Here is a 22,299-nt window from a genome sequence, read left to right as displayed (position 1 = left end):
CCCTCCGTGGGAGCCCTGCCCACGTGAAACCGGTGATCCGCACGGAGGACCTCCTTGCGGCACTCGAGTCTGACGGGCCTCGCCCTCGGCTGAACCACCACTCAATGAGGAGGAACCATGCGGTCATCCCTGCACCGCCGTATCACCCTTCCGGTCGCCGTTCTCGCGGCCGCCGGAATCGCGCTCGCCGGCTGTTCCGGCGCCAGCGACCCCAACGACCCGAACGCGGGCGGCGGCACCGGCAACTCCGTCGGCACGGCCGACGGCGTCGTGAACGTCTACGGCACCATCAACGGTGACGAGGCCACGCTCCTCGAGGAGTCCTGGGCCGCCTGGGAGGAGGAGTCGGGCATCGACATCAAGTACACCGGCGACAAGGAGTTCGAGAAGCAGATCGGCATCAAGGTCCAGGGTGGGGACACCCCCGACCTCGCGATCTTCCCCCAGCCGGGTCTGCTCGCCGACACCGTGCCTCCGGCAAGGTCCAGGAGCTGCCCGAGGGCGCCCTGACCGAGGTGCAGAACAACTGGTCCGAGGACTGGCAGAAGTACGGCCAGGTCGACGGCACCCAGTACGGCGCTCCGCTGATGGCGAGCGTCAAGGGCTACATCTGGTACTCCCCGGCCAAGTTCGCCGAGTGGGGCGTCTCTGTCCCCACCACGTGGGACGAGATGGAGGCGCTCGGCAAGACGATCGCCGAGAAGACCGGCGGACCGTCCTGGTGCGCGGGCTTCAACTCCGGTGAGGCGTCGGGCTGGCCCGGCACCGACTGGATCGAGGACGCCGTCCTCCGCGAGGCCGGTCCCGACGTGTACGACTCCTGGATCGCGGGCGACACCCCGTTCACCGACCCCGAGATCAAGGCCGCGTTCGACTCCGTCGGCTCGATCCTCCTCGACCCGACCCTCGTCAACGCGGGCTACGGCGACGTCTCGTCGATCAACTCCACCGCCTTCGGCGACGTCGCGCAGAACATCGCCAACGGCACCTGCGCGCTGACCCACCAGGCGTCCTTCTTCGAGGGCTTCCTGATCTCGGCCGGCGCCGACGTGTCCGAGGACGGCGACGTCTGGGCCTTCCTCACCCCGCCGATGTCGGCCGAGGACCCCCAGGCCGTCACCGGTGGTGGCGAGATGGTCGCCGCCTTCTCGAACGACGAGGACACCGCGAAGGTCCAGGAGTACCTGGCCAGCGCCGACTGGGCCAACAGCCGCGTCGCGCTCGGTGGAGTCATCTCGGCCAACAAGGGACTCGACGCCGAGAACGCCGGCAGCGACATCCTGAAGGACTCGATCGCCATCCTGCAGAGCGAGGACACCACGTTCCGCTTCGACGGCTCGGACCTCATGCCGAAGTCCGTGGGTGCCGACAGCTTCTGGAAGGGCATGGTCGACTGGATCGACGGCTCGAGCACCGACCAGGTCCTCGAGGAGATCCAGGCCGGATACACCTCCTAGCAGCCTGACGACGAGGGCCGCCGCTCCCTGGGCGGCGGCCCCTCGTCGTGACTAGGCTTCACCTGAGTTCAGAGTCGCACTCGAAAGGGCGTCCATGTCCGCATTCTTCCAGTGGCTCGCGAGCATCCCCCCGCTCGCGCAGATCCCGCTCATCCTCCTCGCGTTCGCGGCAGTCGTCGCGATCATCCTGTTCTTCGTCGAGGTCGCGCCCCGCCGCGGCACCGGCTACACGCTGCTGCGTCTCGCGGTCACCGTGCTCCTGCCGGTCGTCCTGCTCCTGGCGTTCGGCCTCTACAACTCCGTCATGTGGGTCGCGGTCGTCGCGGCCGTGCTGGGCGGCGCGCTGTTCCTGCTCGACTTCCGATCCCGCAAAGGCGCGGGCTACGGGCTCCAGCTGGTCGCGTTCATGGCTCCGGCCGCGTTCTTCATCCTGATCGGCCTGATCTACCCGACGATCACGACCGCGCTGAACGCCTTCATGAAGAACGACGGATCCGGCTTCGCCGGGCTCGACAACTTCGTCTGGGTCTTCACGAGCCCCGACGCATCACCGCCTTCCTCAACACGGTCGTCTGGGTGCTCCTCGCCCCGATCACCGCGACGGCCATCGGCCTCGCGTACGCCGTCTTCATCGACAAGAGCCGCGGCGAGAAGTTCTTCAAGCTGCTGGTCTTCATGCCGATGGCGATCTCGTTCGTCGGCGCGTCGATCATCTTCAAGTTCTTCTACGACGTGCGCCAGGGCGAGCAGATCGGTGTGCTCAACGGCATCCTGACCGCGTTCGGCGCCACTCCGGTCGACTGGCTGGGCCTGGAGCCGTGGAACACGCTGTTCCTCGTCGTCGTGCTCATCTGGACGCAGGCCGGCTTCGCGATGACGGTGCTCTCCGCCGCCATCAAGGGCGTCCCCGCGGAGCAGCTCGAGGCGGCGTCGCTGGACGGCACCAACGCGTGGCAGTCGTTCTGGAACGTCACCGTGCCGGGCATCCGCTCCTCGATCGTCGTGGTCCTGACGACCATCTCGATCGCGTCCCTCAAGGTCTTCGACATCGTCTCGGCGATGACCGGCGGCCGCTCCGACACGACCGTCCTGGCCTTCGAGATGGTGCGCCAGTTCCAGCTCGGAGCCCGCAGCGGCTACAGCGCGGCCCTCGCGGTCATCCTGTTCCTGCTCGTGCTCCCGATCGTCGTCTACACGCCCGCCAGCTCGCCAAGCAGAGGGAGATCCGATGAGCGTCACGCCCACCCCGATCCAGGTCCCGGTCGACCGCACCACCGAACGGCGCCTCGCCCGTGGGGAGTCGAGGATCGAGACGGCCAGCGGCAAGGTCCGCAAGGCCACCACCTCGCGCGGAGCGACACTCGCGGCGGCGATCATCGCCGCCATCTGGACGATCCCGACCCTCGGCCTGTTCATCTCGTCGTTCCGCCCCGCGAACGACATCAAGACGACCGGCTGGTGGACGATCTTCGCCAACCCGGGCTTCACGCTCGACAACTACGTCAACGCCATCAACTCGGGCGACAGCCTGACGTTGGGCAAGGCGTTCGTGAACTCGCTCGTCATCACGCTGCCCGCGGCGCTGATCCCGATCACGATCGCGAGCCTCGCGGCGTACGCGTTCGCGTGGATCGACTTCAAGGGCCGCAACACGCTCTTCGTCCTGGTGTTCTCGCTCCAGATCGTGCCGATCCAGATGGCGCTCGTGCCGCTGCTGCAGCTGTTCTCGGACGGCCTGCGCATCGGCAACCTGTACATCCTCCCCGGGCTCGGGGTGAACGGGTTGGACGGCTCGTACGCGAAGGTGTGGATCGCGCACACGATCTTCGCCCTGCCGCTGGCGATCTTCATGCTGCACAACTTCATCTCGGAGATCCCGGGCGAGGTCATCGAGGCGGCGCGCGTGGACGGAGCCGGCCACGGCCAGATCTTCTTCCGCATCGTCCTGCCGCTCGCGGTGCCGGCGATCGCCTCCTTCGGCATCTTCCAGTTCCTCTGGGTGTGGAACGACCTGCTGGTCGCGACCGTCTTCACCTCCGGGCAGGGGCTGCCGATCACGAAGGCGCTGCAGGATCTCTCGGGCTCCTACGGCCAGTCGTGGGAGCTGCTCACGGCGGGCGCGTTCATCTCGATCATCGTGCCGCTCATCGTGTTCTTCGCCCTCCAGCGGTTCTTCGTCCGCGGCCTCCTCGCGGGCGCCACCAAGGGCTGATCTCCTCACCCTCGAACGGCCCGGGACTCCTGCTCAGCAGGGGCCCCGGGGCTGTTCGGCGTTCCGCGCCGATCGGGTGGAGCGCAAGCACGGATCCGCCCTGGGCGGAAGCGGGAGAAGGTGTCGGCGGCCGGGGTTATGGTCGAGCGATGAGCAGGATGGGCGACGTGGCGGCGAGCGGCGGCATGCGCCCGGGAGCGGTGCGCGGCAGGATCTCGAGCAGCGATCCCGACAGCCAGCGGCGGCAGAACGAGGAGGCCCCGCGGGTCGAGCACCTGCTGCGGCGGATCGCGGATCTGTTCCGCGCGCACCGCGCCAAGCTGACGCTCACGGTCGTCCTCGTCCTCGTCGGCGCCGCCCTCACGGTCGTGCCGCCGCTGCTCACCCAGCTCGCCTTCGACCGCGGCCTGTTCCCGCCCGACGGCACCCCGGATCTCCCGGTCCTGCTCGAGCTCGTCGGCATCATGGTGCTGGTCTGGGTGCTCTCGGCGATCCTCGGCGTCTGGCAGACGCTCCTCACCGCCACGGTCGGCAACTCCGTGATGGGCGAGCTGCGCATCCGCCTCTTCCGCCACCTGCAGGCGATGGAGCTCGGCTTCTTCACCCGCACCCGCACCGGAGTGATCCAGTCGCGCCTCGCGAACGACGTCGGCGGGGTCGCCAGCGTCCTCACCAACACGGTGTCGAGCGTGCTCGGCAACACGGTCACCGTGATCGCGGCCGTCGTGGCGATGCTGCTGCTGTCGTGGCAGATGACGATCGTCGCGCTCGTGCTCATGCCGGTCCTCGTGATCGCCCAGCGCCGCGTCGGCCAGGTCCGAGCGCGCATCGCGACGAAGACGCAGGAGTCGCTCTCCGAGATGACCGCGATCACCCAGGAGACCCTCAGCGTCTCCGGCATCCTCCTGGCCAAGAGCTTCGGCCGCCAGGAGTCGGAGGTGTCGCGCTACGCCGACGAGAACGGCCGCCAGATCGAGCTGCAGGTGCGCCAGCAGATGTCCGGCCAGTGGTTCTTCGCGACGGTGCAGATCTTCCTCTCGGTGATCCCCGTGGTCGTCTACCTCGCCGCCGCGTGGCTGATCCTCGGCGGCACCACGGTCACCGCGGGCACGGTCGTCGCGTTCACCACCGTGCAGGCCCGGCTGATGTGGCCGCTCCTCGGGCTCATGCGGGTCGCCCTGGATCTCCAGACCGCCGGCGCGCTCTTCGCCCGCATCTTCGAGTACCTCGACCTGCGGCCCGCGATCACCGACCGCGCGGGGGCCCGCGACGTCGACGGGGAGCTCGGCCGCGTCGAGCTCGACGACGTCGTCTTCCGCTACCCCGACCAGACCGAGGAGGTGCGGCCGACCCTCGACCACGTCTCCGTCTCGATCGCGCCGGGCCAGTTCGTCGCCTTCGTCGGTCCCTCCGGAGCGGGCAAGACGACGATCTCGTACCTCGTGCCGCGCCTGTACGACGTGACCGGCGGCGCGGTGCGCTTCGCCGGCACCGACGTGCGCGAGCTGCGCCAGGAGTCGCTCGTCTCGCACATCGGCATCGTCAGCCAGGAGACGTACCTCTTCCACGCGACGATCGGCGACAACCTGCGCTACGCCCGTCCCGACGCGACGCAGGAGGAGCTCGAGTCGGCCGCGCGCGCCGCCAACATCCACGACACGATCGTCTCGTTCCCCGACGGCTACGACACCCTGGTGGGCGAGCGGGGCTACCGCCTCTCCGGCGGGGAGAAGCAGCGCCTCGCGATCGCGCGCGTCCTGCTGAAGGACCCGGCCGTCCTCATCCTCGACGAGGCGACGAGCGCCCTCGACACCGTCTCGGAGCGGATCGTGCAGGCCGCCCTCGACGACGCGTCGCGCGGCCGGACCACCATCGCGATCGCCCACCGCCTCTCGACGGTCGTCTCGGCCGACGTCATCCACGTGGTCGCGGCCGGCACCATTGTCGAGTCGGGCACGCACCGCGAGCTGCTGGCGCTCGACGGGCTCTACGCCTCCCTCTACGCCCAGCAGGCCGAGTCGTCCGTCACCGCCTGAGCCGCACGCCGTCGCCCCGAGTGGGCCCGGACCGGGCTCTGTCGGTGGAGCAGGCCCCGGTCCGCGTCCCCTCGGCGTCAGGTGCTGACGCCAGTGGTCGCCGACCGGGCGCTGCGAGCGGTGCGAAGCCCACTTCGCGCCCACTCGCCGCCGATCGTTCCTAGTGGATCGACGTCGGCGAGTCCGGCTACTCGCAGGCGATCCCGTCGCCGTCGCGGTCGAGCTTGCGGCTGTAGCCGGCATCGCCTGTACGGATGGGAGCGGCTCCTGCGGCCCGGACCGCTGTGCAGTTCTCGTAGTACGTCGAGGCGCCCGCGGGAACCGGCACGGCAGCGGCTGGCGCCGAGGGCGCGGCCGCCGCCGCGGGGGCGACGACAGCTTGCGCCGTCGCGGCAGCCGCGGCGGCGGCCGACTCCAGCTCGGCGATGCGCGACTCGCGGGAGGCTATCGTCGTCGCCGATACTGACGCCTCAGCGGTGAGAGCGTCGATCCTCGACTGCAGTCCTGCAGCCGAGGAGGTGGCCGTGGCGAGGTCGGAGACCGCGGCCGCGACATCCTCCTCCTGCTGGGCGAGAGCGTCCTGCGAGGTGTCCAGCTGCTGCGTGACCGTGTCGAGCTGTTCCTGGAGGTCGGCCTTGTCCGAACCGGCGGTGCCCGTTCCGACGAGCGAGCCGAGCGTGAGAGCACCGACCGACGACCAGACCAGCGCCCAGAGGGGGACGCGCCGCGGCTTCTTCTCCTCGGGGCGTCGAGCCGAGGGCAGGGGAGGGGGCCAGGAGGCGTCGTTGGTCGTGTCGGTCGTCATGGTGAGGCCCCTGCGCTGGTGAGTGGACGCCCGTGAACGGGGCAGACTCACAGTAATTTAAGCGACAGGTGACGGCAAACGGGGTTTTTACGGACGCGCGTCAGGCGGCCGGGCGGGCCTCGAGCATCCGCTCCATCAGCGAGATCTCGGCCTCCTGCGCCTTCACGACGGAGGTCGCGAAGTCGGTCGCGACGCGGTCGCGGCTGCGCGAGAGCAGCGCCTCGGCCATGTCGATCGCTCCGCGGTGGTGCGCGATCATCAGCTCGAGGAACATCCGGTCGAGGTCGCGGCCCGAGGACGCGGTGAGGGCGCGGATCTGATCGGGGGTCGCGAGGCCGGGCATGCTCGAGGGCACGACGCCCTCCTCCGTGCCCATGCCCATCGACGAGTGCTCGTCGGCGGCGCCTCGAGGGTCGGCCGGCCCATCCAGGTCATCGACGGCTCGGGGGAGGCCTGGGGCAGGTTCCACGAGACGAGCCAGCCGAAGAGCTGGCCGGCCTGCTGCTGCTGCGTGAGCAGGATGTCGGTCGAGATCGTCAGGACCTCGCTGTCGGTGCTGCGCTCGTGCACGATCAGCGCCAGCTCGGCGCCCTGGAGGTGGTGCACCTGCATGTCGCGGGCGAAGCCGGCCTCGGCGCTCGTCGAGGACGGGGTCGCGGTCGGCGCGAACGGTGCGAGCGCGCCGATCACGTAGCCGCCGGCGGCGCCCAGGAGGAGGGCGACGACGGCGACCGCGGCGACGAGGAGGCGGCCCCGGGCGTCGGCTGCCGCCCTCACTGCTTGCCGGGGGCGTCGATGCCCCCGGTGCACGGCGCACCGGGCTCGGGGGCGGTCGACGCCTGCCAGAAGCGCTCGACGAAGGCGTCGATGCGCGGGTCCTCGGGGGAGTCGATCGCGACCTGGGCGTCCCAGGCGCTGAGCACGATCGGCGACTCGAGGCCCTCGTACGGCGAGACGACGGTGTAGGTGTCGGGCAGCGCGGCGATCAGCTCGTCGACCTCGCTCTGGGGGAGGGAGGGGTCGTAGGTCGCCCACACGGCGCCGTGCTCGAGGTCGTGCACCGCGTTCTCGTTCGGGACGGGCTGGTCGTACACGCCGCAGTTCATCCAGACGGCGTTGTGCTGCCCGCCCGCCGGGGGCGTCTGCGGGTACTCGACCGCGCCGGTGACGTGGTCGGCCTCGTTCTCGAAGGTCTGCAGGCCGTCGATGTTGCGGGCCTCGACGATCTGCTGGTTGCCGATCACGGTGACGGCCACGATGCCGCCGATCGCGAGGATCGCGAGGGCCGAGAGCGAGACGATCCAGATGCGGCCGCTCTTCTTCTTGCGCGCCTGCTCGCGCTTGTAGGCCTCGACCTTCTCCTGGCGGGCGCGGTTCTTGGCGGACATCGTGTCTTTGGGCACGGCGGCGTTCTCTCGTTCCATCCGGGGGCGGTCGCGCCGTCGCGCGGCGCAGGCGCCCTGAGAGGCGCTCTCAGAGGATAACGAGACAGGCTCCGGATCGGATCAACGCGATCGGCGCCGGGTTCGGCCGGGCGGCTCAGCCTGCGAAGGTCAGCCAGAGCAGCAGTGCGTTGAGCACGATGAGGAACACCGCCGCGAGCACCGCTCCCAGCGTCGTGAACCAGCGGTTCGCCTGATCGCCCATCAGTCGGCGGTCGCGCGTCAGGATGACCAGCGGCACCAGGGCGAACGGGATGCCGAACGAGAGCACGACCTGGCTGAGCACGAGCGCGCGGGTCGGGTCGAAGCCCACGGCGAGCACGACGAGCGCGGGGATCAGCGTCACGAGCCGCCGGGTGACGAGCGGCACCCGCACGTGCAGCAGGCCGTGCATGATCTCGGCTCCCGCGTAGGCGCCGACCGAGGTCGAGGCGAGCCCGGAGGCGAGGAGGCCGACCGCGAAGAGCGTCGCGATCACGGGGCCCAGCGCCGCTCCGATCGCCGCGTGCGCGCCCTCGAGGCTGTCGGTGCCGGCGACGCCCGCGAGGGAGTGGGCGGCGAGGAGGAGGATCGCGAGGTTCACGGTGCCCGCGATCGCGAGCGCGACGGTGACGTCGATCCGGGTGGCCGTGAGGATCCTCCGGCGGGCGCCGACGCCGTCGACGCGGCCGAAGCGGTCGCGGGCGAGGGCGGAGTGGGCGTAGATGGCGTGCGGCATGACGGTCGCGCCGAGGATCGACGCGGCGAGCAGAACCGACTCCGAGCCCTCGAAGCGCGGCACGAGCCCCGCGACGGCCGAGCCGGCGTCGGGCGGATCGACGACGACCCCGATCGTGAAGCCGACGGCGATGACCACCATCAGCGCCGTGATGACGCGCTCGAAGGGCCGCGCCCCTCCGCGGGTCTGGATGAGCAGGAGAGCGAGCGACACGGCGCCGGTCACCAGACCGCCGACGAGCAGCGGCAGCCCGAACAGCAGGTTCAGCGCGATCGCGCCGCCGATCACCTCGGCCAGGTCGGTCGCCATCGCGACGACCTCGGCCTGCACCCAGTAGGCCCGGCGGCCCCAGCGGCCGCGCAGCCGGTCGCCGAGCAGCTCGGGGAGGCTGCGGCCCGTCATCAGCCCGAGCTTGGCCGAGAGGTACTGGATCAGCCACGCCATGAGGTTGCCCAGGACCACCACCCAGACGAGCAGGTAGCCGAAGCGGGCGCCGGCCGTCATGTTGCTGGCGACGTTGCCGGGATCGAGGTAGGCGACTCCGGCGACCATGGCGGGCCCGAGCAGGCGCAGGAGTCGGCCGTCGGCCGGACGCCGCGGAACGGCGGCGATCGGAGTGGTCATGCTGGTCCGTTCCGCGCGTCTCGGGGGGCGTCTCGAGCGGGCGTCGACACGGCCGCGGAGCCCCACGATAGGGCACTCGGAGCACCCGCGTCACGGGGCCCGCGCGGGTTCCCGGCACCGGTTCAGGGCCTCCCGTCACATGCCGAACAGCGGTTGCTACGCTTTTCCCATGACCCTCGATCGAGCCCTGCCAGCACGCCCGGAGACCGGGATGGCCTACGCCGAATCGGTGCTGGACCTCATCGGGGACACCCCCCTCGTGAAGCTCGGACCGGTCGCGTCCGGAGTGCGGGCCACCGTGCTCGTGAAGGTGGAGTACCTCAACCCCGGCGGCTCCTCGAAGGACCGCATCGCCACCCGCATCATCGACGCGGCCGAGCGCGACGGGCTGCTGAAGCCCGGCGGCACGATCGTCGAGCCCACCAGCGGCAACACGGGCGTCGGCCTGGCCCTCGTCGCCCAGCAGCGCGGGTACCGCTGCGTCTTCGTGCTGCCCGACAAGGTCGGCGAGGACAAGCGCAACGTGCTCACGGCCTACGGAGCCGAGATCGTCGTCACGCCGACGGCCGTCGAGCCGACGGACCCCGACTCCTACTACTCCGTCTCGGACCGCCTCGCCCGCGAGATCCCCGGCGCCTTCAAGCCCAACCAGTACGCGAACCTCAACGGGCCGCTCAGCCACTACGAGACCACCGGTCCCGAGATCTGGCGCGACACCGCCGGCCGCATCACCCACTTCGTCGCCGGCGTGGGCACGGGCGGCACCATCAGCGGCACCGGCCGGTACCTCAAGGAGGTGTCGGACGGCGGCGTCCAGATCATCGGCGCCGACCCCGAGGGCTCGGTCTACTCGGGCGGCGGCGGGCGCCCCTACCTCACCGAGGGCGTCGGCGAGGACTTCTGGCCCAGCGCCTACGACCCGAGCGTCGTCGACCGCATCATCGCCTCCAGCGACGCCGAGTCGTTCGCGATGACCCGCCGGCTCGCCCGCGAGGAGGGGCTGCTCGTGGGCGGCTCCAGCGGACTCGCCGTGTCGGTCGCCCTCAAGGCGGCCGCCGACCTGGGCCCGGACGACGTGGTCGTGGTGCTGCTGCCGGACGGCGGCCGCGGCTACCTCGGCAAGATCTTCAACGACCGGTGGATGCGCTCGTACGGGTTCCTCGAGCACGGCGAGGAGAGCACGGTCCGCGACGTCCTGCGCGCCCGCGCCGCGAATCCGCAGACCGGCGAGCTGCCCGACCTCGTGCACGCGCACCCCAGCGACACCGTCCGCGACGCGATCGAGATCATGACGACGTACGGCGTCTCGCAGCTGCCGGTGCTCTCGGCCGAGCCGCCCGTCGTGATGGGCGAGGTCGTCGGAGCGGTCGACGAGCGCGAGCTGCTCGACCGCGTCTTCAGCGGCGCCGCGTCCATGACCGACCCGCTCGGCCCCTCCGCCGGCGACCCGCTGACGCTGATCGGCCTCGGCGAGAGCGTCTCGGCCGCCCGGGCCGCGCTCACCGACCGCACCGCCCTCCTCGTCACCGACGAGGGCAAGCCCGTCGCGGTGATCACGCGGCAGGACCTCCTCTCGTTCGCCAGCGCGTGACCGGCGCACCCCCCTCCCCGACTCCTCTCGACCCGGAAAGCACGCTCATGCCCAAGAAGCAGCACTTCGACACCCGCGCCATCCACGCCGGACAGGAGTTCGACCCCACCACCGGCGCCGTCGTACCGCCCGTCTACATGACGTCGACCTTCGTCCAGGACGGCATCGGAGGGTTCCGCGGCGGCTACGAGTACGCCCGCTCGGCGAACCCGACGCGCGACTCCCTTCAGGAGCTGATCGCGTCGATCGAGGGCGCCGACGTCGCGTACTCCTTCGCCTCGGGCCTCGCCGCCGAGGACACCCTGCTCCGCGCCGCGCTCGCCCCGGGCGACCACATCGTGCTCGGCAACGACGCCTACGGCGGGAGCCACCGGCTGATCGACCGCGTGCACGCCGCGTGGGGCATCCGCAACACCGCCGTCGACATGTCGAACCTGCGCGAGGTCCAGCGCGCGATCGTCCCCGGCGAGACGAAGATGCTGTGGGTCGAGACCCCGTCCAACCCGCTGATGACCATCAGCGACATCGCGGAGCTGGCCGACCTGGCCCACGCGCACGACCTGATCGTCGTCGTCGACAACACCTTCGCCTCCTCCGCTCTGCAGCAGCCGCTGGCACTGGGCGCCGACGTGGTCGTGCACTCGACCACGAAGTACCTCGGCGGCCACTCGGACGTGGTGGGCGGCGCGCTCGCGCTGCGCTCGGGCCCCCTCGCCGAGAAGATCGGGTTCCTGCAGTTCGCGGTCGGAGCGATCTCGAGCCCGATGGACGCCTGGCTGACCGTGCGCGGCATCAAGACGCTCGCGATCCGGATGGAGCGGCACTCGGCCAACGCGCAGAAGGTCGCGGAGTTCCTCGCCGAGCACTCGGCGGTCACGGCCGTGCACTACCCGGGGCTGCCGACGCACCCGGGCCACGAACTGGCGAAGCGCCAGATGTCGGGGTTCGGCGGCATGCTGTCGGTCGAGCTCGCGACGCCCCGCGCCGCGCGCAAGTTCGCCGAGTCGACGGAGCTGTTCCAGCTCGCCGAGTCGCTCGGAGGAGTGGAGTCGCTGATCGGCTACCCCAGCGAGATGACGCACGCGTCGGTGAAGGGCACCCCGCTCGAGGTGTCGGAATCGCTCGTGCGGCTCTCGGTCGGCATCGAGGACGCCGACGACCTGATCGCGGACCTGTCGGCGGCGCTGCCCAAGCGCTGACGCGCGGGCGCGGGAGGCCTGGCCCGAAGGTGCGGGGGAGTGGCAGGAAGTAGCGGGACGGCCACATCCGGCCACTGCGAGGATCGGCGCATGACCTCCTCGCGCCGCCTCGTCGACCTCAGCCACACCGTCTCGGACGGCCTCGTCACCTACCCGGGGCTGCCCGCGCCGCGCATCCGGCCGCACCTCACCCGCGAGGCCTCGCGCGCCTCCTACGCGCCGGGCACCGAGTTCGCTCTGGACGTCATCGAGATGATCGGCAACACCGGCACCTACCTCGACAGCCCGTTCCACCGCTACGACGGCGGCACGGACCTGGCGGGCCTGGACCTCGCGACCCTCGTCGACCTGCCGGCGCTCGTCGTGACCGCGCGGGGCGAGCGGGCCGTCGGGCCGGAGGCGTTCGCCGGCCTCGACGTGCGCGGCGCCGCCGTGCTGCTCGCGACCGGCTGGGACGTCCACTTCGCCACGGCCGAGTACGCGCGCGACGCCCCGTTCCTCACCGAGGACGCGCCCGAGCGCTCGTGGCGGGCGGAGCGGTGCTCGTCGGCATCGACTCGCTGAACATCGACGACACCCAGGGCACCGGGACGCGCCCGGCCCACTCCCTCCTCCTGGGCGCCGGGGTGCACGTCGTCGAACACCTGACGGGCCTCGCCGAGCTGCCCGCCTCCGGGGCGCGCTTCACCGCCGTGCCGCCGAAGGTGAGCGGATTCGGGACCTTCCCGGTGCGCGCGTTCGCCGTGGTCGACGGGGCCTAGCGCTCCGGAGGCCCGCCGACGGCTCCGGTTATCCTGGAGCGATGCATCCCGCCCTCGCCGCGCTCGGCCGCCGAGTACGACCTCGCACCCGGCTCGCCGCGCTCGGTCGGAGGGTGCGCCCGAGGACCCGCCTCCTGGCCGCGTCCCGCCGGGTCCGGGCCGTGCCCCGCCGGCTCCGCGAGCGCCGCGCGGCGGCCCTCGCCGCGCGTCCGATCGACCACCCCGCGTCGCTCGCGTTCCGCGTCGAGCTCCTGGCGCTGGACCTCGCCAACCGCTTCTCGCGCCGACCGGTGGTCGACCCCGACGGCGAGGTCGTGGTCACGATGACCACTCACGGCGACCGCATCCGGCGCGTGCACGTGGCCCTGGAGTCGATCGCGCGCGGTGACGCCCGGCCCGCCCGGCTGGTGCTCTGGCTCGACGACCCGGCGCTCGCCGCCGACCTGCCCCCTGCGATCGAGCGGCTGCGCCGCCGAGGTCTCGAGGTGCGCCTGGTGGACGGCTACCGCGTGCACACGAAGTACTACCCGCACCTGCTCTCGGGCCGCGCGGGCGAGCGCGACCTGGTCACCTCGGACGACGACATCGTCTACCCGCCCACGTGGCTGCGCGGCCTGCTCGACGCCCGCTCCCGCTATCCGAGCGAGACGGTGCTCTGCTACCGCGCGCACCGCGTCGGCCTCGTCGACGGAGCGGTCGCCCCGTACACGAGCTGGCGCCCGGTCGAGGACACCCGGGCGTCCTTCGACGTGTTCGGCACCTCCGTGTCGGGGCAGCTGTTCCCCCGCGCCCTGATGGAGGAGGTGGCGCGGCACGGCGACGCGTTCCGCGAGGTCGCCCCCGACGCCGACGACATCTGGCTGCACGTGCGCGCCGTCGACGCCGGGTACCGCATCGCCCAGATCGAGCCCCGCGCTCAGCTGTTCCCCTTCGTCCCGCGGACCCAGCAGACCGGTCTGTACCTCGTCAACTACTGGGACGGCGGCAACGACCGCCAGGCCCGGGCGAGCTACACCGACGCCGTGACCGCCCGCCTCCGCGACGACGCCACTCCCGATCGCAGGTGCCCCCCGCATGACCACCGACAGCCCGCCGCTGCGGCTCCTCTTCGTCAGCAACCTCTACCCGCCGCAGGTCCTCGGCGGCTACGAGATGACCTGCGCGCGGGTCGCCGAGGCGATGGCGGCGCGCGGCCACACGGTGCGGGTCCTGACCACGCCCACCTACCTCCCGCCCGAGCCCTCGCCGGTCGAGGTGCACCGCACGCTGAGCCTGCGGACATACTTCCCGCTGCCGCGGACGGGCGGCGAGATCGCGCAGCTGATGCACCACGAGAGCGCGGTGTCGCGGTTCGAGAACACGCGCATCCTGCTCGAGGAGCTGCGCGACTTCGCTCCGACGCACGTCGTCGCCTTCAACCTCGTCGGCCTGGGCGGGCTCGCGCTGATCGACCTGCTGCGCGCGGTCGACGCGAGCTGGATGTGGAACCTGGGCGACCGGGTCCCGAACCAGCTCGTCGACGGCCTGCCCGAGCAGGTGCTCGCCGTGTACGGCGCGGACGACCCGCGGCACTTCGCCCGCGGCGAGATCGTGGCGGTGAGCTCGGCCCTGGTCGAGGCGATCGAGGCCGGCGGGCGGCCGCTCGGCGACGTCGAGGTCATCGGCCGCGGAGTGAGCACGCCGCCGGACACGGGCGCGGAGCGCGCCTACCGCGACGGCGGGACCACCCGCTTCACCTTCGCCGCGTCGCTGGGCGAGCACAAGGGCGTCGACCTGGTGCTCCGAGCGGCCGCGGCGCTGGCGGAGGACACGCGCGACTTCCGCATCGACCTGTACGGCGACGGCGACGTCGAGGGCTACCGCGCCCGGGCCGCGGAGGCGGGCCTGGACGGGATCGTCGTGTTCCACGGAGCGCGCCCGCGCGAGGAGGTGCTCGCCGCGCACGGCCGAGCCGACGCGTTCCTGTTCCCGACCTGGTCGGGCGAGGCGTTCGGCGTCGCTCCCGTCGAGGCGGCCGCAGCGGGCTGCGTGCCGATCGTGACCGGCACGAGCGGAGTGGCCGAGTTCCTGATCGACGGAGTGGACTGCCTCAAGATCACCCGCTCGACCGACTCCCTGCTCGCCGCGATGCGCGACGTGGTCACGGGAGCCGTCGACCTGGAGGCCCTCGGCCGGCGCGGGCGGGCGACGGCGCGCGGTCCGCTCTCGTTCGAGCGGTCGGTCGAGCTGATCGAGCGCTCGCTCGTGCGTCGCACCAGACCGGGCGGCCTCGCGGAGCGCACCGCCGACACCGGCCTCGAGGCCGCCATCATGGACAAGGACCGCCGGGCGATGGATCTGCTCCACCGCCGGCTCTCCGGACGGGACGACGACGATGACCAGTGACGACCAGTACCGGGAGGCCCCCGGCTCCGTGCCGACGAAGCTCGGCCGGGGCGGACTCGCCCTGCGCGAGGCCGTGCACCGCCTCGTGGCGCCGTACTTCGAGCAGGCGCGCCTGCGCACCGAGGAGGTCCGCGCCGAGACGGCCGCGCTGCGGGACGAGCTGACGGTGGTGCGTGCCGAGCTCGCCGCCCTGCGCGAGGAGCTGCCGCCCCTGCGCGCGGCGTCCGACGAGCTCCGGGCGGCGCTGGCGGAGGCCGTCGCGGGCGCGACCAGGCGGCCGGGGCGCGACGCGACGTCTCGACGAGGCCGACGGGCGCGCGACGGAGGCCGAGGAGCGGCTCCGGGGCGTGGAGCTCGAGCTGCGCGCGGTCACGCGCCGCGTGGCCGACGTGGTCGACGCCGGTCTGTGACTCTCTGCGACCGATCGTGAGCGAGTGCTTGTGATTCCCTGAGCAGACCTGGATGATCGCCCTGAGCGGCCGATCTGCGCCGCAGCGACATCAGCATCATCCGGGGGGAAGCACGTGGACTCACGCGCGCGCACCATCATCGGCGGCCTGGGGTCCGCCGTCGTCCTGTCCATCACCGCGGCGGGGGTGCTCGTCGGAGCCGGGCCCGCCGCCGCCGACGAGAAGGACGGCATCGCCGCCAACGGCGGCATCGTGCAGCTGGACTTCGGCCCGGAGTGGGCGGGCTGGACCGCCGTGGCGGGCTCGCGGGTCCCGGGATCGGGTGGCGGCGTCACCTGGACGACTGCGTCCCTCGACACCGAAGGCGACGGCAGCGTGACGACGTATGCCGGCCCGGTGGACGTCTACCTCTCGAACCCGAGCGACCCCACGGACGATCCGCCGCTCGACACGTACTCCGTCACCGCGTACCGGGGCGAGACGTCCGTGTGGACGATCGACACTGCGACGAAGGAGGGAAGGCTCCTCGCGCTGCCGGTCCCCGATGTGCCGAGCCTGGACGAGCTCGAGAACGGCAGGCTGATCCCGCTCACCGACTACGACATCGCGCCTGCCCAGTACGAGGCGGGTGTCGCCTTCGACCTCGCGGTCAGCGGTCTCCAGTTCGACTCCGACACGCCGTTCGACCTCGACGACCTCGCTGTCACCGGTTACCTGTACTCCGGAGGGGGGACGTCCGACTCCTCCGGACCGGCGCAGCTCGACCTCCGCGTGATCGAGTACGGCGCCTACACGCAGACGATCCCCGCCGAGTTCACGACCGACCCGCACACCTACGCCTCCTACGACGAGTACGGACGCCTCATCGCGGCCGCGACTCTCGACGGCGGCGCGTCGAGCGGGGGCCCTGCCGCGACGCCGGCGCCGACCGCCACGGCCGCTCCCGTCGCTCCGTCGACCCCGGCTGCCGTGACGACCTCCGGCAGGACCGGACGCGGCACGCTCGCCAGCACCGGTGCCGAGACGGCCGGGCTCGCCGCCGGCGGCGCCGCGCTGCTCCTCGCCGGGGCCGTGTCGCTTCTCGCCGTGAAGCGCCGCGCCTCGCGCGCCTGATCCGAGCACGCTCCCGGGAGGGGAGGCAGGGCATCCGCCCCGCCTCCCCTCCGGTGCGTCCGGGGCCTCAGGCCGGGACGGCCGTGCGCGCCAGCAGCTCGGAGATGCGGCCCGTGCAGCCGCCGCAGCCGGTTCCGGCGCGGGTCGCGGAGCCGATGCAGGCGACGGTGTCGTTCCCCGCGGCCGCCGCCTCGGCGATGGTGCCGGCCGAGACGCCGTTGCACCAGCAGATCGTGGCGTCGGGAGCGAACGGGTCGCCGGTGGGCGCGGCGCCCGCGTCCGGGGCGTCCAGCCGCAGGAGGCTCGAGCGGTCGGCGGGCAGCTCGGAGCCGCGCTCGAACAGAAGCGTCAGCTCGGCGCCCACGCGCGGCAGGCCGACCGAGACGAAGCCGCGGAGCACGCCGCCGACCGTCACGAGCTTGGCGTAGCCGCCGCGGGCGGGGTCGGCCCAGACCGTCACCTCGGCGTGGTCGGCGCACGAGACGGAGTGTGGAGTCGCGTCCCACGGCTCCGGAGTCGGGTCGCCGCCGGCCACGAGGTCGACGCCGTCGGCCTTGAGCATGACCACGGCGTGGCGCGCCTCGGGCATCCGCTCGTCCGCCTCGCGGCCCGCGGACTCCGCGGTGATGCGCGCCGCGAGACGGTCGGCCTGCTGCCAGCCGGGTCCGATCAGTCCGCTGGGCCCGCCCTCGACGCGGCCGTCGGGCAGAGCGGAGCCGCGCGGGGCGACGTGCGCGCAGTCGCCGATCGCGAAGACGTCGGGGTCGCTCCAGCTGCGCTGGTGCTCGTCGACGAGGATCCCGGTCGAGACCGCGAGGTCGGCGCTCGCCGCGAGCTCGGTGCGCGCGCCGACTCCGCAGGACAGCACGAGCAGGTCGCCCTCGATCTGCTTGCCGTCGGCGCAGACGAGCGCCTGGAAGTGCGCGCCTCCGAGGTCGTCGTGCGCGAGCAGGATGCTCTCGGAGCGGGCGTGCGAGACCATGTCGACGCCGGCCGCGCGGGCCGCCGAGGCGAGCATCCGCCCGCCGCCGTGATCGAGATTGCGACCCATGGGGATGTCGCCGTGGTAGACCACGACCACCTCGGCGCCCTGCTCGGCGGCGGCGAGCGCGAACTCCACGCCGAGCACTCCCGCGCCCAGTACGACGATGCGCGAGCCGGCGCGGACGGCCTCGCGGACGACGTGCGCGTCGGCGAGGTCGCGGAGCGCCACGACGCGGTCGGGCAGCGGACTCGCGCCCTGATCGAGGGTCTCGGGGGAGGCGGAGCGCACCCGGCGGTCGCGGCGCGAGCGCTCCATGCCGGCGAGGGTGGGCACGTTCGCGCGCGCGCGGTCGCGAAGACGAGCCGGTCGTAGGCGAGGCGCTCGTCGTCGTGGAGGCGGACGACGTGGCGAGCGCGGTCGAGGCCGACGGCGGCGGCACCGAGACGGAAGACGACCCCCGCCTCCTCCGCCGTCGCGCGGTCGCCGAGGTCGAGGCGCTCGCGCGCGGCCCGGCCGACGGCGTACTCGGCGAGCAGCACGCGGTTGTAGGCGTCCTCGGGCTCGGCTCCGACCACGGTCAGCGCGACCGCGCCGGAGCGGACGGCGGGCAGAAGCTCCTCGACGAAGCGCGCACCGACGGGGCCGTAGCCCAGGAGCACCACGCGCTCGGGGGTCTCAGACGGCATCGGGCACTCCTTCCGCGCGGACCCAGACGCGGGTGCGCTTGAACTCCGGCATGGACGAGATCGGATCGACGACCGCCTCCGTCAGCAGATTGGCGCACTGGCGCCCCGCGTAGTGGAAGGGCAGGAACACCGTGTCGTGGCGGATGTCGGCGGTGACGCTCGCGCGGGCGGTGACGACTCCGCGCGCGTTGCCCACAAAGACGGGGGCCCCGTCGCTCACGCCGAGTCGCGACGCGGTCGCCGGGTGGATCTCGAGCCGCGCCTCCGGCCGCGCGGCGTCGAGCTCGGCGACCCGCCGGGTCTGCGTGCCCGACTGGTACTGCTGCAGGTAGCGACCGGTGATCAGCGTCAGCTCGTCGCCGCGGTCGACGACGGAGCGGTCGGCGGCCGAGACCGCGACCAGCCGCGCGCGGCCGTCGGGGTGGCCGAAGCGCTCGCCGAAGAGGCGCGGGGTGCCGGTGCTGCCGACGGGGTAGGGCCAGTAGGCCTCCGCTCCCGTGTCGAGCAGGGCGTGCGAGAGTCCGGAGTAGTCGGCCGGGCCGCCGGCGGACGCGCGCGCCAGCTCGTCGAAGACCTCCGACGGCACGGTCGACCAGGTCGAGGGCGCGGCGAGCCGGCGGGCGAGCTCGCTCAGGATCCAGAGCTCGCTGCGGACGCCCGACGGCGGCTCGAGGGCGCGGCGGCGGCGCAGCACCCGGCCCTCGAGCGAGGTCATGGTGCCCTCCTCCTCCGCCCACTGCGGCACGGGGAGCACGATGTCGGCGAGCGCCGCCGTCTCGGAGAGGAAGAAGTCGCAGACGACGAGGGTGTCGAGCGCCTCGAGTCCCGCCCTCACCGCGTCGACGTCGGGCGCCGAGACGACCACGTTCGAGCCGTGCACGAGCAGGCAGCGGACGGAGCGGCCGAGCTCGCCCAGCAGCGCGACGGCGGGGAGGCCGGGTCCGGGGATCGACGCCTCGTCGACTCCCCAGACTCCGGCGATGTGGCGTCGCGCCTCCGGGTCGCGGATCGAGCGGTACCCGGGCAGCTGGTCGGCCTTCTGGCCGTGCTCGCGGCCGCCCTGCCCGTTGCCCTGCCCGGTCAGGGTGCCGTAGCCCGAGCCCGGGCGGCCGACCAGGCCGAGCACGAGCGCCAGGTTGATCGCCGCGGTGGCGGTGTCGGTGCCGTCGACGTGCTGCTCGACTCCGCGGCCCGTGAGCACGTAGGAGCGGCCCTCGGCGAGCCGCCGCGCGGTGCGGCGCAGCAGCTCGACCGGCACGCCGGTGACGGAGGAGGTGCGCTCGGGCCACCACGACGCGACGCTGCGGCGGACCGCGTCGAACCCGGTCGTCCGGGCCTCGAGGTACTCCGCGTCCGCGAGCCCCTCGGCGAGCACGAGGTGGGTGAGCCCGAGCAGCAGCGCCAGATCGGTGCCGGGGGCGGGCTGGAGGTGGATCCCCGCGCCGTCCTCGGTGAGCCGGGCGGTCGCCGAGCGGCGGGGATCCACGACCACGAGACCGCCGCGCGAGCGCGCCCCGGCGAGGTGCGCCAGGAACGGCGGCATGGTCGCCGCGACGTTCGAGCCGAGCAGGAGGATCGTGTCGGCCTCGTCGAGATCGGCCACCGGGAACGGGAGTCCGCGATCGACTCCGAACGCCCGGTTGCCGGCCGCCGCGGCCGAGGACATGCAGAACCGGCCGTTGTAGTCGATCCGCGAGGTGCCGAGGGCGATCCGGGCGAACTTGCCCAGCTGGTACGCCTTCTCGTTGGTGAGACCGCCGCCGCCGAACACCGCGACCGCGTCGGCGCCGTGGCGCTCGCGGGTCGCGACGACCGCCTCCGCCACCGCGTCCAGCGCCCGCTCCCACGTCACCTCGGCGAAGGAGCCGTCCGCGCCGCGCATCAGGGGAGCGCGCAGCCGCTGCCCGCTCGCGAGCAGCTCGGCCGACGTCCAGCCCTTGGCGCACAGCCCGCCCCGGTTGGTCGGGAACTCCCGCCCGGCGACGGCGATCGGCGTCGGTGCGTCGACCGGCGTCAGCGTCATCGCGCACTGCAGCGCGCAGTAGGGGCAGTGGGAGTCGACGCCCGCGGGGGCGGACGGTGCGGCGGCGGTCTCCATGCCTAGATCCTGGTCCCCGTCGTCGCGGCGAGGCGGAGGTAGACGCCCGCCGTGATCGCGAGCATCACCGCGTAGGCGCCCACGAACCAGCCCAGGGCCGTCGTGTAATCGCCGAACTCGGTCTTGGAGAAGCCCAGGAGCTGCGGGATCACGAAGCCGCCGTAGGCGCCGATGGCCGAGATGAGGCCGAGAGCGGCCGCCGCCTTGCGCTGGGCGCCGACGCCGTCGCTGCCCGACTGGCGGGCGCGCAGGGCGAAGACGGTGGGGATCATCCGGTAGGTCGCCCCGTTGCCGATGCCCGCCGCGGCGAACAGCACGAGGAAGCCGAGGAGGAACAGCCAGAAGCTGCCCAGCGGGAGGGTCGCGATGACCCCGACGATGCCGGCGCCCATCGCGATGAACGCGACGATCGTGACCGGCGCCCCGCCGAAGCGGTCGGCGAGGCGACCGCCGTAGGGGCGCGAGAGCGAGCCGACGAGGGCGCCGAGGAAGGCGAGCGTGAGGGTCGCGGAGCCGACGGCGAAGGTCGAGTACTCGGGGAACGTGTCGGCGATCAGCTTGGGGAAGACCCCCGCGAAGCCGATGAAGGAGCCGAAGGTGCCGATGTAGAGCACGGCGAGGATCCACAGGTGCGGCTCGCGCAGAGCGGCGAGGGAGGCGGCGACGTCGGCCTTGGCGGTGGAGAGGTTGTCCATCCGCTTGTACGCGCCGATCATCGCGACGACGATCAGGGGCACCCAGATCCAGCCGGCGAGCGGCAGGTTCACGGTCGCGGCGGCGCCGATCGTGATGGCGATCGGCACGATCAGCTGGGCGACGGCGGCGCCCAGGTTGCCGCCCGCGGCGTTCAGCCCGAGCGCGTAGCCCTTCTGGGCGTGCGGGTAGAAGAAGGTGATGTTCGCCATGGAGCTGGCGAAGTTGCCGCCGCCGAAGCCGGCGAGCGCCGCGATGAGCAGCATCACTCCGAAGGGCGTCTCGGGGTTCCCGACCGCGAGCGCCAGTCCGATGCTCGGGATGAGCAGCAGCGCCGCCGACACGATGGTCCAGTTGCGCCCGCCGAAGCGGGGCACCATGAAGGTGTACGGGATCCGGAGCGTCGCCCCGACCAGGCTCGGCATCGAGATCAGCCAGAAGATCTCGCCCGTGGTGAAGTCGAAGCCCGCCGCGGGCAGCTGCACGACGACGACCGACCAGAGCTGCCAGACGACGAAGCCGAGGAACTCGGCGAAGATCGACCAGCGCAGGTTGCGGCCGGCGACGGAGCGCCCCTCCGCCTCCCACTGAGCGGGGTCCTCGGGGTCCCAGCCGTCGATCCAGCGGCCTGGCCGGCGGGTGATGCCGGAGCCGAGTGCGGCGGTGGCGGGGGCGGTGGTCGGTGGTGCAGCAGTCATCGTGGTCCTCCGGGGAAGGGTCGGCGCGCGCGGGGGCGGGCTCGGGAAGGGGAGGTGGAGCGGTGGTGGTGCTGGGAGAGCGGAGTGCTCAGGCGTGGCGCCCGAACAGCTCCGAGACGATGTCGACGAGCTCGCGCGCGGGCGGGTCGACGGCGGTGAGCAGAGGGGCGGACGCGACGTCGGCGCCCGCGGACGCGGCCAGCCCGGTGAAGTAGCCGGGGGCCAGGAGGTAGGTCGAGACGACGACGCGCTCGCCGGGGTGGGCGGCGCGCTCGGCGGCGACCGCGTCGGCGACGCGCGGCTCGGCGGCCGAGATGAACGAGACGCTCACCTCGCGCCCGAGCTCCGCGGCGAGCAGGCGCCCCGTGGTCCAGCAGTCGGCGACC

Annotated in this window: 19 protein-coding genes and 2 pseudogenes; 12 read left to right on the top strand and 9 right to left on the bottom strand. The window is 72.5% G+C overall.

What is annotated here, in order from left to right:
• Positions 1-117 precede the first annotated feature (117 nt).
• From B0T42_RS11925 to B0T42_RS11910, 5 genes and pseudogenes are all read left to right on the top strand, one after another.
• Positions 118-1,457: pseudogene (locus B0T42_RS11925) on the top strand (ABC transporter substrate-binding protein).
• Positions 1,458-1,551: 94 nt separating this feature from the next.
• Entirely contained in the window at positions 1,552-2,232 is a 681-nt protein-coding gene (locus B0T42_RS21390; protein WP_236720257.1) for a hypothetical protein, read from the top strand.
• Positions 2,121-2,582: pseudogene (locus B0T42_RS21385) on the top strand (carbohydrate ABC transporter permease); the annotation flags it as partial. The gene B0T42_RS21390 and the pseudogene B0T42_RS21385, both read left to right, overlap by 112 nt.
• Positions 2,583-2,685: 103 nt before the next feature.
• Entirely contained in the window at positions 2,686-3,669 is a 984-nt protein-coding gene (locus B0T42_RS11915; RefSeq protein ID WP_077223336.1) for a carbohydrate ABC transporter permease, read from the top strand.
• A gap of 158 nt (positions 3,670-3,827) precedes the next feature.
• A complete protein-coding gene (locus tag B0T42_RS11910; RefSeq protein ID WP_077223335.1) occupies positions 3,828-5,705 on the top strand; it encodes an ABC transporter ATP-binding protein in 1,878 nt (625 codons plus the stop codon).
• Between the two features lie 187 nt (positions 5,706-5,892).
• On the opposite strand, the gene B0T42_RS20680 is transcribed toward B0T42_RS11910, so the two are convergent.
• From B0T42_RS20680 to B0T42_RS11885, 5 genes are all read right to left on the bottom strand, one after another.
• On the bottom strand, positions 5,893-6,510 hold the full coding sequence (locus B0T42_RS20680; RefSeq protein WP_077223334.1) for an excalibur calcium-binding domain-containing protein: 618 nt from the start codon (positions 6,508-6,510) through the stop codon (positions 5,893-5,895).
• Positions 6,511-6,610: 100 nt separating this feature from the next.
• Positions 6,611-6,853 carry a DUF305 domain-containing protein gene (locus tag B0T42_RS22005; RefSeq protein WP_269087523.1) on the bottom strand — a complete coding sequence of 81 codons (243 nt, stop codon included), beginning with the start codon at positions 6,851-6,853 and terminating at the stop codon, positions 6,611-6,613.
• On the bottom strand, positions 6,769-7,287 hold the full coding sequence (locus B0T42_RS22000; RefSeq protein WP_077223332.1) for a DUF305 domain-containing protein: 519 nt from the start codon (positions 7,285-7,287) through the stop codon (positions 6,769-6,771). The genes B0T42_RS22005 and B0T42_RS22000 overlap by 85 nt, the downstream gene beginning before the upstream one ends.
• Positions 7,284-7,913 carry a DUF3105 domain-containing protein gene (locus B0T42_RS11890; RefSeq protein ID WP_236720256.1) on the bottom strand — a complete coding sequence of 210 codons (630 nt, stop codon included), beginning with the start codon at positions 7,911-7,913 and terminating at the stop codon, positions 7,284-7,286. Before B0T42_RS11890 ends, B0T42_RS22000 begins: the two co-directional genes overlap by 4 nt.
• 136 nt (positions 7,914-8,049) lie before the next feature.
• On the bottom strand, positions 8,050-9,294 hold the full coding sequence (locus tag B0T42_RS11885) for an Nramp family divalent metal transporter (protein ID WP_077223330.1): 1,245 nt from the start codon (positions 9,292-9,294) through the stop codon (positions 8,050-8,052).
• Positions 9,295-9,505: 211 nt separating this feature from the next.
• Between B0T42_RS11885 and B0T42_RS11880 the strand changes: the two genes are divergently transcribed.
• From B0T42_RS11880 to B0T42_RS21370, 7 genes are all read left to right on the top strand, one after another.
• The gene (locus B0T42_RS11880) at positions 9,506-10,885 is read left to right on the top strand and encodes a cystathionine beta-synthase (RefSeq protein WP_077223329.1); all 1,380 of its coding nucleotides are present in this window, start codon (positions 9,506-9,508) and stop codon (positions 10,883-10,885) included.
• A gap of 47 nt (positions 10,886-10,932) precedes the next feature.
• The gene (locus tag B0T42_RS11875) at positions 10,933-12,084 is read left to right on the top strand and encodes a cystathionine gamma-synthase (RefSeq protein ID WP_077223328.1); all 1,152 of its coding nucleotides are present in this window, start codon (positions 10,933-10,935) and stop codon (positions 12,082-12,084) included.
• 90 nt (positions 12,085-12,174) lie between these two features.
• Positions 12,175-12,648, top strand: a complete 474-nt coding sequence (locus B0T42_RS11870; RefSeq protein WP_236720255.1) for a cyclase family protein — start codon at positions 12,175-12,177, stop codon at positions 12,646-12,648.
• Positions 12,624-12,845 (top strand): cyclase family protein, encoded by a 222-nt coding sequence (locus tag B0T42_RS21375; RefSeq protein WP_236720254.1) that lies wholly within the window; start codon positions 12,624-12,626, stop codon positions 12,843-12,845. The genes B0T42_RS11870 and B0T42_RS21375 overlap by 25 nt, the downstream gene beginning before the upstream one ends.
• Positions 12,846-13,919: 1,074 nt before the next feature.
• The gene (locus tag B0T42_RS11860; protein ID WP_077223326.1) at positions 13,920-15,230 is read left to right on the top strand and encodes a glycosyltransferase family 4 protein; all 1,311 of its coding nucleotides are present in this window, start codon (positions 13,920-13,922) and stop codon (positions 15,228-15,230) included.
• Entirely contained in the window at positions 15,220-15,660 is a 441-nt protein-coding gene (locus B0T42_RS11855; protein ID WP_077223325.1) for a hypothetical protein, read from the top strand. The genes B0T42_RS11860 and B0T42_RS11855 overlap by 11 nt, the downstream gene beginning before the upstream one ends.
• 94 nt (positions 15,661-15,754) lie before the next feature.
• The gene (locus B0T42_RS21370; RefSeq protein WP_077223324.1) at positions 15,755-16,753 is read left to right on the top strand and encodes an LPXTG cell wall anchor domain-containing protein; all 999 of its coding nucleotides are present in this window, start codon (positions 15,755-15,757) and stop codon (positions 16,751-16,753) included.
• Between the two features lie 67 nt (positions 16,754-16,820).
• On the opposite strand, the gene B0T42_RS11845 is transcribed toward B0T42_RS21370, so the two are convergent.
• From B0T42_RS11845 to B0T42_RS20035, 4 genes are all read right to left on the bottom strand, one after another.
• Positions 16,821-18,053: an NAD(P)/FAD-dependent oxidoreductase gene (locus B0T42_RS11845; protein WP_342418242.1), complete on the bottom strand. Its 1,233-nt coding sequence runs from the start codon at positions 18,051-18,053 to the stop codon at positions 16,821-16,823.
• Positions 18,054-18,413: 360 nt separating this feature from the next.
• A complete protein-coding gene (locus B0T42_RS11840; protein WP_077223323.1) occupies positions 18,414-20,522 on the bottom strand; it encodes a molybdopterin oxidoreductase family protein in 2,109 nt (702 codons plus the stop codon).
• A gap of 2 nt (positions 20,523-20,524) precedes the next feature.
• Positions 20,525-21,913, bottom strand: a complete 1,389-nt coding sequence (locus tag B0T42_RS11835; protein ID WP_077223322.1) for an MFS transporter — start codon at positions 21,911-21,913, stop codon at positions 20,525-20,527.
• An 88-nt stretch (positions 21,914-22,001) separates the two neighbouring features.
• A partial coding sequence (locus B0T42_RS20035) for a sirohydrochlorin chelatase family protein (RefSeq protein ID WP_476748436.1) occupies positions 22,002-22,299 on the bottom strand: 298 nt, incomplete at its 5' end.

Origin of the sequence: Rathayibacter rhapontici (genome assembly GCF_001995175.1) — a bacterium.
Taxonomy (GTDB): Bacteria; Actinomycetota; Actinomycetes; order Actinomycetales; family Microbacteriaceae; genus Rathayibacter.
Note: the sequence above shows the minus strand (reverse complement) of the source record. Positions and strands in the feature narration are given on the sequence as shown.